This window comes from Teredinibacter haidensis (assembly GCF_014211975.1).
Taxonomy (GTDB): Bacteria; Pseudomonadota; Gammaproteobacteria; order Pseudomonadales; family Cellvibrionaceae; genus Teredinibacter; species Teredinibacter haidensis.
This window is the reverse complement of the sequence record NZ_CP060084.1, coordinates 4372128-4383839: the sequence shown is the minus strand read 5'-3', so window position 1 is coordinate 4383839 and position 11712 is coordinate 4372128. Positions and strand designations below refer to the sequence as shown.

Here is an 11712-nt window from a genome sequence, read left to right as displayed (position 1 = left end):
GATCATTTCAAAAAAGTCAACGACACTCACGGTCATATATTGGGTGATTTATTACTAGTTGAGGTTTCCAAGAGACTGATCGAAATCCTAAGCGAAGATCAGCATATTGTTCGCCTGGGCGGAGACGAATTCACTATCGTAGCAGACCATTTTGAGCACGAATCCGATATTGAATCAATAGCACAGAAAATTATTGGCGCCTTTGAAGAACCTTTTATTGTTAGGCAGATGCAAATATATTTTCGTGTGAGTATTGGTGTTCTAATTTGTGGCGAGCAATACAAAAACTCGGAATCCATTATTCGAGATGCCGATATTGCCATGTACCACGCAAAGGACAAGGGGCGTGGCAGCTATCAACTGTTTGACGAAAAAATGCGACACCACACGCAAGAAATTTGTGAGTTGGAAGAGTATCTATACAAGGCCTTCGAATTAAATCAATTTAAAGTGGTTTATCAACCCATTGTATCTCTTACTTCAGGCCAGCTTCACGGCTACGAGGCTTTAATACGCTGGGAACACCCCGAAAAAGGCATGATTCCCCCTGATAAATTTATTCCGATCGCTGAAGATATCGGGCTGATATTTGATATTGGTTTGTGGGTACTAAAACAAGCCTGCCTTCAACTGAAAGCATGGACTCCCGTGGTAGGAAAAAAGAGCCTGCCCAGTATCGCCGTAAATTTCTCACCACTACAATTAACCCAATCCAACTTAATAGAAGCAATGAACGACTTATTCCGGGATACGGGCGTAGATAGAAACCGGATAAAACTGGAACTCACCGAATCAGCACTTATGGAAAACACGGATATCGTCCATAAACTGCTCGAAAATTTTCGTGAGCAAGGTATTGAATTGGCTATCGACGATTTCGGCACGGGCTACTCTTCACTAAGTTACCTGGACAAGTTTCCGGTTCAAGCGCTAAAAATAGACCGCTCTTTCGTCGATGCGCTAACGAATGCAAACGCAGAAACCGATGGCGCACATGAAATTGTTCGAGCAACAATTTCACTGGCCCACAACCTGAATATGCAAGTAGTTGCAGAAGGCATAGAAACTCAGGAGCAGATGGATATTCTAACCGCCTGCGGCTGTGACTATGGGCAGGGGTATTTTATTGGCCGACCGTTTCCGGCGGAAAAAGCGACAGAGTTTATGCTGGAGAAAATACGATTACTTTAACAAAAGGTATCTTAACGCAGCCAGACCACCGGGACATTTAAAATCGTATAACCTCCCACCCGAAGGACAGAACCCTACAAAGCAAGAATGATTGTCAGACAGTGCACCAGCAACCTCGGGGTACTCGCTGTCCTGTGTGCTCAAACCAAAACTGGGGCAGGCCTGGAAAATGAGTCAAAACGGTCTCTCATCGTCCACTAGCCATTCACAATGAGCCCCTCGATCCTCTAATGTTTACCTTAACCCCACCAAAAGATCTTAACGACCGCCTCACCCTTATCAATTGAATACACCGCTAGTCACATTCGACGACGATACTACTATCACCCGCACCAATATAATGCACTTATATCGTGCAAACTAAAGATATTGCTGTATTTTTGTGCAAAAATACGTACATCAACAAGGGCAGCTCCCATCGTGGTGCTTACACTGCATCATGACAATACAAAGCCTGATAATGTCTTAACCGCCAAATAGGTATGGTAAGCGTGATTATCGCAACACAATAAGCGCATAGAAGGCGCTTTTAAAACAAAGAAAAAATACTGCACCGCAGATAAGCATGCCACAGCGAATTGTGGTTTATTTATTGCATTCAGCTATAAAAAATGGCTGCCACTAGGCCTAGCCTCTGGATCTTTTACGTGACAAACGAAAAATACCAACAAATCTTGGATAGCCTTATGACGGCCGTTATCGTGCTGGATCATAACCTGTTTATCCAACACATGAACGCTTCCGCGGAAATGACTCTAGGCGTGAGCGGCAGTAAAATCTATGGCAAACCTATTCATGTCCTGTTTTCAAGCGCGGACGGCACTCCACTCTCCCTGTCCCAAGCGTTAAAAGAAAACAGGAATTTCACGACGCGCAAAGCCAACTGGATTTTACACAATCAAACCACCATAACCGTCGATTACTCCGTGACACCAAGCGCTGAGTTTGGCGATGTGGTCGTCGAAGTGCAGCCATTGGATCGCCTGCTGCGAATCAGCCGCGAGGAAGCCATGCTCTCCTCCCAGGAAACATCCCGCAACCTGGTGCGCAGCATGGCTCACGAAATCAAAAATCCTCTGGGTGGTATTCGTGGCGCAGCCCAGCTTCTCTCCCGCGAGCTGGCAAGTGCCGATTTAGAAGAATACACCCGCATTATTATCGAGGAAACCGACCGCCTGCGAGACTTGGTGGATCGCATGCTCGGGCCACACAAATCCAATAAACGCGAACACTTGAATATTCATGAAGTGCTCGCACATGTGCAATCAATGCTTAAAGCCGAGGTTGGCTCAGGTATCAAGATAAAATGCGACTACGACCCCAGTATTCCCGATATCAGTGCCGACAAATCACAGTTGATTCAGGCAGTGCTGAATATCACTCGCAATGCTATGCAGGCACTGACAGAAAATAAAAACACGGTGGAAGGCTCGCTGACCATCGATTTTATTACTCGCATTCAAAGACGCTTCACCATTGGCCGACATTATTATCCATTGGTGGCAAAGATTTCGATTGTCGATAACGGACCGGGAATCCCACCCGGCCTAATCGAAGATATTTTCTTCCCCATGATCACCGGCCGAGCCGAGGGAACAGGGCTTGGGCTTGCGATTGCGCAAAATTTAGTTGGCCAGCATAACGGCCTGGTTGAGTGCACTAGCGAAAAAGGCCGAACGGAATTTACCCTTTATTTACCTTTGGAAAATGACCATGCATAAACCAAATCTGGTATGGATTATTGATGACGACCGCTCCATTCGCTGGGTACTTGAAAAAGCACTTCAGCAGTCTGGCATAACCACGCAAAGCTTTGAAAATGGCGACAAAGCCCTGGCGCAAATTCAAAACAACCGGCCCAACGCCATTATTAGTGATATCCGTATGCCCGGTACAGATGGTTTAGCCTTACTATCTAACTTGCACAAAGAGCACCCGGAATTGCCCATTATTATTATGACCGCGCACTCGGATCTGGACAGCGCTGTTTCCGCCTATCAGGGCGGTGCTTTTGAATACCTGCCAAAGCCTTTCGATGTCGATGAAGCTGTTGCCGTCACCCAGCGGGCATTGGCACACGCTAATGAGCAGCAGCAAGATATTCAGGCACTGGAGCCCGAAATCGATACTGAAATTATTGGTGAAGCACCGGCGATGCAAGAAGTGTTTCGTGCAATTGGACGCTTGTCGCAATCCAATATTACCGTATTAATTAACGGTGAATCTGGAACAGGTAAAGAGCTGGTCGCACAAGCCCTACACAAGCACAGCCCACGCAGAGATGGTCCCTTTATCGCCCTAAATATGGCCGCAATTCCGCGTGATCTTATTGAATCGGAATTGTTCGGCCACGAGAAGGGCTCCTTTACGGGTGCTGGAGCACAGCGTCAAGGTCGCTTCCAGCAGGCCGATGGCGGCACCCTGTTTCTAGATGAAATTGGAGATATGCCCGCCGAAACCCAAACTCGCTTACTACGCGTATTGGCCGATGGCGAGTTTTATCGCGTCGGCGGCCACACAGCCATAAAAGTTGATGTCCGTATTATTGCTGCGACACACCAGAATTTAGAAAAATTGGTCGAGGAAAACCACTTCCGAGAAGACCTATTCCACCGCTTAAATGTAATTCGCATCCACCTACCCAAAATGGCCGACCGCCGCGAAGACATCCCCAAGCTGGCCCAACATTTTCTACGCCGCGCAGCCAGTGAACTGGATGTGGAAACAAAAATTCTTACCTCGGAAACGGAAGCCTATCTTGCAAACCTGAGCTGGCCGGGCAATGTCAGGCAGCTGGAAAATACCTGTCGCTGGATTACCGTAATGGCCTCCGGCCGCGAAGTCCATATCCAGGATTTACCGCCAGAACTTATGGAAGTGAAACGGGCGACAGCGCCGAGCGGCGATTGGGACAAAGCTCTTCGACACTGGGCTGATCAGGCCCTGGCCTGTGGGCAAAAAGAAATTCTTTCAGAGGCCGTTCCCACATTCGAACGCGCGCTTATAGAAACAGCCCTTAAGCATACTGCCGGTCGAAAGCGAGACGCAGCAAACCTATTGGGCTGGGGGAGAAATACGCTGACACGCAAACTAAAAGAGCTAGGAATGGCAAGCGGAGAAGAAGAGTAAAACATCAGGGATGCAGCTTAAGATCTCAACGGTCACACACATTCTGAAGATATCGGCTAGGTGTTTATAACGCCAGCCCTCAGATGTGTTGATGGCAGTTCGCGGCACTTGAATATCGAATTCCTAACCGCTCAACGCCAGGTACGTCCAATGATAAGTGCAACGCGCCCTTTGGCAATTGCGCATTGTAGGCAGCAATGCTGTTAGGGCGCCTTTTTATTTTATGAACATTTGTAGTGGGGCACTTCTATCCAGACTTCCCGGTCTGGTCTTTCTTCCACTCGGAAACATTGGCCGTTATAGTCTCGCTGGAAATAGATCCATGTGCGATTCTGGTAGCTGGGACTAAGATCCAAATTCACATTCCAAATCACACGATTGTGAGACTTATGGTGGTTCCGGTGATCGTTATGGCGATATGCCCGGGAGTACTTGCGGTCCAAGTGCTGGCGATGTACCTCACGGCGATGAGAGTCACGTTTAGCATGAGCAAGATCCCTGCGGCGGTGCTGTTCAACGTGTCTTTCAACTCTATGATGCGGCTTGTGCTGTACAGCCCCAGGCGCTTTATCCTGCCTATGACTCTGCCCCCGTTGCTCGTTAGATGAGCGATGCTCTCGCCCATTATCTGGTGCGGCATTAGCTACGGAAGCAAATACAAGAACAATGGCTGCGGCAATGATGGTGCAATAGGTTTTCATATTCTGTCCCTCTTGTTTTCTCAGTACAGGGACAGTTTAGGGGCGGATGCCTGAATCAATCCTGAATAGCATGTGAGTTTATTTTAGGCAAAAAAAAGGGGCTAAAAAGCCCCTTTTTTTTGCCTAAAATAAACTACTGCTGTGTTTCTGTCGCGCCAGCAGCTTCGGCATCAGCTTTGGCCTTGGCCACTGCCTGGGCAAATAACATATCGAAATTAACCGGGGGTAGGTTAAGTGGAGGGAAACCACCACGAGTTGCCAGGTTGTCGATTGCTTCACGCGCGTATGGGAACAAGATCTGTGGACATGCAGACGTCACCAAATGCTGCAGGGGAACGCCCTCTACACCGGAAACTTCAAACAATCCAGCCTGATGTACTTCGGCAAGGAAAGCTGTTTTATCATCATCCATCTTAACCGTCACGGTGAGTTTTAAAACCACCTCAAAGTGATTGTCATCTACCTTATCAACCTGAGTATTCAAATCCTGGCTAACTTTGGGTTGCCACTGGGAAGAGAACGCTTTAATACCCTGGGGAGATTCGAAAGAGATGTCTTTTGCGTAAACGCGCTTAATTGCGAATTGCGGAGCGGCAGCCTGCCCTTCTCCAGCAGTTTGTTGTTCTGAACTCTGATTTTCTTCTGCCATGGTTATGCCTTTTTATCTGTATTTTATATGCCTGAATAATGTTGGGCTGATCGAAAAAATATCAACCTTTAACCACGGGCAAATTCTGGTTTTGCCATTCCGACATCCCACCTTGCATGCGAGTAACGATAAAACCTTTGTCTTTTAGCGCTTTACCTGAGGCACCGGCATGCTGGCCCATTTTATCGACAACAATCAGAGTCTTAGCCCGGTGTTTTTCCAGCTCCGAAGCACGATCAGCAAGTTTAACGTGAGGAATATTGATCGCATCCACAATATGACCGGCATTGAATTCTTTGCTCTCGCGAACATCCACAATCACAGCATCGCCACTGTTGACCAGCCGCGTTATTTCGTGATGAGAAAGCGCTTTACCACCCTTGCGGCCTTCCACAACGATAAGTGCTGCCGCAAGTACTGATACGATAGAAACCAGTATCCACTGATCCCCTATAAAAACCATAAAATCCACGAGTAGAAACCTTTGCCAGATTAATTGAATATCGGTGCGCGAGTATACACGATAGCCCGAAATGAAACAGGCGCAGTTGGCTCTCCACCAACTGCGCCTGTAAAGAGCTTAAGCGACAGTTACTTCGCTTGGCCCTGTTTGGCTACCGCAGCCATCATCGCTTTAATGGCTTCTGGATCACCCAGGTATTCTTTCTTAATAGGATTCAGATTTTCATCCAGGTCGTAGACCAGAGGAACACCGGTAGGAATATTCAACTCGAGCACCTCTTCATCGCTCATACCGTCGAGATATTTCACCAGGGCGCGCAGACTATTGCCGTGAGCCGCAATAATTACGCGCTTGCCGTCGAGGATGGAGGGGCGAATCACGTCATGCCAGTAAGGAAGCACTCGGTCGATGGTCAGCGCCAGGCTTTCAGCTTTTGGCAGAATGCGAGGGTCGATACCCTGATAACGGCGATCGTGCCCGGGGAAATGTTCACTGTCTTCTTCGACTTCGGGTGGTGGTACATCGAAGCTGCGACGCCAGATTTTAACTTGCTCATCGCCGTGCTTAGCGGCAGTTTCTGCTTTATCCATGCCGGTAAGCGCGCCGTAGTGACGCTCGTTCAGGCGCCAGTGACGCTGAGTTGGCAGCCACATTAGGCCCATTTCTTCCAGAGCCAAAGACAAGGTGCGCATGGCACGTGTCAGTACCGAGGAATAAGCCAAATCGAAATCAAAACCTGCCTCTTTCAACAGGCGACCACCGTTTCGCGCCTGAGCTACGCCCGCTTCGGTCAGATCAACATCGTGCCAACCGGTAAAACGGTTTTCCAGGTTCCACTGGCTTTCACCGTGGCGAATTAATACCAACTTATACATATATCTGCCCTCTGAGAGTTGGGGAACCGTCGAGCAATCCTGAGATATTTCTGGCTCACAGGCGAGCCCGTGGTTCCGTGGTTTTTCGCGCGCAATGATCCTAGATTGAGGGCTGAAAATCCAGAGCGACGCCCAAAAATCGCTCGACAGAGATCAAAAACCCAGTGATAAGCCTTTATACCCCCTCACCTCCTATAATTTTGGGTTACACTTCGCTCCATGATAAATCGCCTGTTTATTCCAATTGCCTTCATCTGTACCGCAGCCTTACTCTACAGCCAGGGAGCTTTCGCCGATGAAAAGGCCGACAGGGAAAAACTGCAGAAAGTAAAACAGGCGATTGCAGAGCTTAAGTCTGAGCTGGAAGCAACCAAAAGCAACCGCGACAAACTCCTACAAACACTGGAGCAAGCAGAAAAAAGTGTTGGCGAACTGAGCAAGAAGGCAACGAAGCTCAAAAGTGAGTTGAATGAACGGAAGCAAACGTTGAATGAGCTACGCGATGAGCGCAGTCAGCTTAATACGCGCAAGCGCTCGCAGCAGGCCCAGGTGGGGCAACATATTAACGCCGCCTATCGCCTGGGGCAGCAAAGCAGTCTTCGGCTACTACTAAATCAACAGGACCCTACCGTCGTTTCCCGCAATATCAAGTATTACGACTATATGATTCGCGCTCGCTCGGATCGTATTGGCGAGTTTACCCAAACCATCGAGCGTATCAATCTGATCGAGCCGGAAATTGCCTTTCAAACGGAAAAGCTGGCGCAGAACCACCGCCAGCTGGATGCTCAATACCAGCAGCTGACACAGGCTCAAAAAAAAAGAAAAGCGACGCTTAGCCAACTGAATTCCAGCATTGCCAGTGGCGATCACCAGCTAAAAACCATGGTGCAGGATCGAAGCCGCCTCGAAGAACTGCTGAACCAGGTGACCGCCTGGCTGGACGATATTAAAGTGCCTGAATCCGGCCAGTTTTCCTCCTTCAAAGGTAAACTGCCCTGGCCTACAAAAGGCAGCGTAATCAAACACTTTGGCGCATCGCGGGTCACTAATAAGGTTGCCTGGCAGGGAATGCTGATTCGCTCCGCCGAAGGCTCACCCGTTTCGGCAGTACATTACGGGCGCATTGTATTTTCCGATTACCTACGCGGCCACGGTCTGCTCATTATCATCGATCACGGCAACGGCTATATGAGCCTTTACGCCCACAACCAGGCGCTCTACAAGGAACTGGGCGAATGGGTGAATGTCGGAGAAACCATTGCCTCGGTGGGTAACAGCGGTGGCCAGCAGCAATCGGCCCTATACTTTGAATTGCGCTACAAGGGCCAACCTACCAACCCTAAAAATTGGTTTAAACCCGCTTAAGGGGTTTAACGACCTAATAAAACAAGTATTTTAATCACTATCGCGCACTTTTTAGGAGATCCATACAGTGCTATCCAAACCCCACTTTTTAGCAGTCATCACTTTAAGCTGCTGCCTGTTCGCACCCCTTACTTACGCCGAACCGGAGAGCACAACAGAACAACAACCCGAGGAGACCGTCAGTGTATTGCCTCTCGAAGATCTGCGCGTATTTACCAAAACCTACGACCATATTCGTCGCGCCTATATAGATGAGATAGACGATCAAACATTACTGGAGTACGCCATACGAGGCATGCTCGAGCAACTAGACCCCCACTCTGCCTTCCTCGACGCGTCATCCTACGATGATCTACAGGTGCACACCACCGGAGAATTCGGTGGCCTGGGGATCGAAGTGGGTATGGAAAATGGTTTTATAAAAGTGATATCCCCCATCGATGACACGCCTGCTGCCCGTGGCGGTGTGGAAGCTGGCGACCTGATTATCAAACTCGACAATGTCACCATTAAAGGCCTTACGCTAGACGAATCCGTGGAAAAAATGCGTGGAGAAAAAGGCAGCGAAATTGTGCTGACTATCGTGCGCGAAGGCATGGAGCAACCCTTCGATATCACCCTGGAAAGAGATATTATTAAAGTTCGCAGTGTGCGCTCGGAAGTTCTGGAAAACGATTTTGGCTACCTACGTATTGCCCAGTTCCAGGTCAATACGGCGCAGGATTTGAAAACAGAATATAAAAAGCTGATCAAAAAACATAAAGACCTTAAAGGCCTAGTGCTGGATCTGCGCAACAATCCAGGCGGTGTTTTACAGGCATCTGTTGGCGTTGCCGATTTATTCTTAGACTCGGGAATGGTGGTCTACACCGAGGGCCGATTGCCCGACAGCAATATCGAGTACAAAGCAACACCAGGCGATGTTAGCGATGGTTTACCTATGGTGGTACTAGTAAACGACGGTTCTGCCTCGGCCTCTGAAATTGTTGCCGGTGCATTGCAAGATCATCGTCGAGCCTTGGTACTGGGAACACGCAGCTTCGGTAAAGGCTCGGTACAAACCGTTATCCCTATCACCGATGACCGCGCCGTAAAGCTGACCACTGCTCTCTACTACACCCCCAGTGGACGCTCGATTCAGGCCCAGGGCATCGAACCCGATATTACAGTTGAGCGTGTGCGCATAACTGCCGTAAGACCACGCGCGAACATAAAAGAAGCCGACCTGAGCGGCCACTTAAAAAACACGCGCGGCGGCAAGGAAGTCAATTCCAATGATGATATATCCGAGACCGATCTACACAATAAAGATAGTCAGCTTTACGAGGCTCTGAATATTCTGAAAAGCCTGAATTTATTTCGCCAGGGGGCAAATATTAAGACCTCTGTTAGCGACAGCGAGTGATCGCCGATTTTTTACGCGCAATAAAACCCTCCACCCTCATTAGACAATGCGGGTGGACTTTGTGTTTATTACCCTTCTTTACTCAAGCCAACACCAACCCGGATGAGTTGTGGCGATATAGCTGCCCTCTTCCCACCGAAATAAACAACAAACCGATGGTTGCCATTATCATCGACGACCTCGGCTACCAGATGGATGCCGGTAGGCGCTTGTTGGCCATGGACAGTGAGCTAACCTTCGCCATCATACCTTTCACTCCTTACGGCACCCGGCTTGCCGAGCTTGCCCATCAGCATAAACGCGAAATTATGGTACATGCGCCAATGGAAACCCTGGAGTCCCGGCCCTGGGAGCCCGCACTGCGCGCAGAAATGGATAGAGATGAGCTAATAACCCTGAGCACCAAAATGCTGGGCGCCGTTCCCTACGCAAGTGGGCTGAATAATCACGGCGGCAGCCTGCTAACCCAGCGCCAGGAACACATGAACTGGCTAATGGATATGCTGGTAGAGCAACAAATCTACTTTATTGACAGTCGCACGACCGCCGACAGTGTCGCCAGCGAAATCGCCAGGCAGACGGGCGTCCCTCAGGGGGCTCGCGATATTTTTCTCGACAACATTCGCCGTCCCGAGGCCATTCGTGCGCAACTGAAAAAAGCTCAGTCGCTTGCGCGCAAGCGGGGCTTCGCCGTGGCCATCGGCCACCCCTACCCAGAAACACTGGCGGTCCTCGAGCAGCAATTGCCGCAGCTGAAAGTCGACGGTATTCAATTGGTACGCGTATCCACACTATTGGAAGCACAGCAGCAACAAGCCACAATTGCACAAAAAACCACTCATACCGAACTTCCAACCGCTTATCCCGCGCCAAAATGATGAATTCGATAACATCACAGTTTTTTTGTGACGCAGTTCTCACTTCAACCGAATATGGGCTGCGGAAAAGGGCAACCTGCCTATAATTTGGCCTATGTTCTCGTGTATTAACCTTGGAACGCCTGTCCAAGCGCACGAGAGTTGGCCCTACAGTAGTCGCTTGCTCGAGCAAAATACCGGTCAAGCCGGATGTGCATTTGGTTGCTTGTACTGTATTGAATCCATGGAAAGAGATTGCTTAAGGAGACAAATCATGAACAGAATTGGTGAAGACGGCGGCGTACCTGGCCGTTCAAAACGCTTTTTTCAAAAAGGTGAGTACTGGTATTACAGCACTCGAGAAGGCGTAGATATTGGACCATTCGATACCCATCACGAAGCCGAAACTGGCGCGAGTGATTTTATCGACTTTATCCTACACGCCGAACCCGAGGTTATCCAAACCTTGGGACGCTACGCAGGAAAGGCCGCGTAATACAAAAAACGGGAGGCTGAGCCTCCCGTTTTATCGGTGGTCAACGAAAGGGGCCTATTCCCAATTCCCCCTCTGCCCTTTACCTTTTTTAGTCTCCCTCACTTCCTGGTGAAACGCCTTAAGCTCCGCGCGCTGCTCTTCCGTTAATATGGCTTGCACCTGAGCATGGACTTCGGCTTTCTGCAGTACTCGCTCGCGGGCACGTTCGGCGGCAGTATTTGCCAGCTCTTCCACCTGCAACTGGTAATCGTCGGCCGCCGTATCCAGCAACATAATACCCATCGCGCCTCTCTGTCCTCTACCAGCACCGTTGCCCGGGGTCATATCATCTTTCAGCGCCTCAAGAGCGGTTTTTTGTTCATCGGTAAGATCAACAACTTTATCAAGCATCAACATACGCATGTCTCCGTCGCCTCCACCACCACAACGGGGGCCGAAGGGTCCGGCAACGGCTACCGCCGTTGAACCAATTAGCAGTGCAGCTATCATTGTAGGTATCAATTTTTTCATCGGTAGTTCTCCTCTCTGACTGTGACTCCAGTTTGCGCCCAAACAGTGCTAAGTTGGGTTAACCCTGT

At 49.2% G+C, this 11712-nt stretch carries 12 protein-coding genes and 1 pseudogene; 8 read left to right on the top strand and 5 right to left on the bottom strand.

Annotation, left to right across the window (positions count from 1 at the left end; all coding sequences use genetic code 11):
• From H5715_RS20445 to glnG, 4 genes and pseudogenes are all read left to right on the top strand, one after another.
• Window positions 1-351: pseudogene (locus H5715_RS20445) on the top strand (diguanylate cyclase domain-containing protein); the annotation flags it as partial.
• A 24-nt stretch (window positions 352-375) separates the two neighbouring features.
• Window positions 376-1191, top strand: a complete 816-nt coding sequence (locus H5715_RS17920; protein WP_281388218.1) for a putative bifunctional diguanylate cyclase/phosphodiesterase — start codon at window positions 376-378, stop codon at window positions 1189-1191.
• A 611-nt stretch (window positions 1192-1802) separates the two neighbouring features.
• Complete coding sequence (gene glnL, locus H5715_RS17915; protein ID WP_221892317.1) at window positions 1803-2912, top strand: nitrogen regulation protein NR(II); 1110 nt, start codon at window positions 1803-1805, stop codon at window positions 2910-2912.
• A complete protein-coding gene (gene glnG / locus H5715_RS17910) occupies window positions 2905-4320 on the top strand; it encodes a nitrogen regulation protein NR(I) (protein ID WP_075184893.1) in 1416 nt (471 codons plus the stop codon). Before glnL ends, glnG begins: the two co-directional genes overlap by 8 nt.
• Before the next feature lie 221 nt (window positions 4321-4541).
• Here glnG and H5715_RS17905 read toward each other — a convergent pair whose 3' ends face one another.
• From H5715_RS17905 to gpmA, 4 genes are all read right to left on the bottom strand, one after another.
• Window positions 4542-5021 (bottom strand): hypothetical protein, encoded by a 480-nt coding sequence (locus H5715_RS17905; protein ID WP_139309739.1) that lies wholly within the window; start codon window positions 5019-5021, stop codon window positions 4542-4544.
• Between the two features lie 133 nt (window positions 5022-5154).
• A complete protein-coding gene (secB, locus tag H5715_RS17900) occupies window positions 5155-5670 on the bottom strand; it encodes a protein-export chaperone SecB (protein ID WP_075184891.1) in 516 nt (171 codons plus the stop codon).
• 61 nt (window positions 5671-5731) lie between these two features.
• Window positions 5732-6133: a rhodanese-like domain-containing protein gene (locus tag H5715_RS17895; RefSeq protein WP_075184991.1), complete on the bottom strand. Its 402-nt coding sequence runs from the start codon at window positions 6131-6133 to the stop codon at window positions 5732-5734.
• Between the two features lie 128 nt (window positions 6134-6261).
• Entirely contained in the window at window positions 6262-7008 is a 747-nt protein-coding gene (gene gpmA, locus H5715_RS17890) for a 2,3-diphosphoglycerate-dependent phosphoglycerate mutase (protein WP_075184890.1), read from the bottom strand.
• 219 nt (window positions 7009-7227) lie between these two features.
• Here gpmA and H5715_RS17885 point away from each other — a divergent pair, with 219 nt between their 5' ends.
• The 4 genes from H5715_RS17885 (at window position 7228) to H5715_RS17870 (ending at window position 11134) form a co-directional block, all read left to right on the top strand.
• Window positions 7228-8376, top strand: a complete 1149-nt coding sequence (locus H5715_RS17885; RefSeq protein WP_075184889.1) for a murein hydrolase activator EnvC family protein — start codon at window positions 7228-7230, stop codon at window positions 8374-8376.
• A gap of 115 nt (window positions 8377-8491) precedes the next feature.
• Window positions 8492-9781: a S41 family peptidase gene (locus tag H5715_RS17880; RefSeq protein ID WP_075184990.1), complete on the top strand. Its 1290-nt coding sequence runs from the start codon at window positions 8492-8494 to the stop codon at window positions 9779-9781.
• Window positions 9778-10659, top strand: a complete 882-nt coding sequence (locus tag H5715_RS17875) for a divergent polysaccharide deacetylase family protein (RefSeq protein WP_075184888.1) — start codon at window positions 9778-9780, stop codon at window positions 10657-10659. The genes H5715_RS17880 and H5715_RS17875 overlap by 4 nt, the downstream gene beginning before the upstream one ends.
• A 253-nt stretch (window positions 10660-10912) precedes the next feature.
• The gene (locus H5715_RS17870) at window positions 10913-11134 is read left to right on the top strand and encodes a DUF6316 family protein (protein ID WP_075184887.1); all 222 of its coding nucleotides are present in this window, start codon (window positions 10913-10915) and stop codon (window positions 11132-11134) included.
• Window positions 11135-11188: 54 nt separating this feature from the next.
• Here H5715_RS17870 and H5715_RS17865 read toward each other — a convergent pair whose 3' ends face one another.
• On the bottom strand, window positions 11189-11644 hold the full coding sequence (locus tag H5715_RS17865; RefSeq protein ID WP_185906567.1) for a Spy/CpxP family protein refolding chaperone: 456 nt from the start codon (window positions 11642-11644) through the stop codon (window positions 11189-11191).
• Window positions 11645-11712 lie beyond the last annotated feature (68 nt).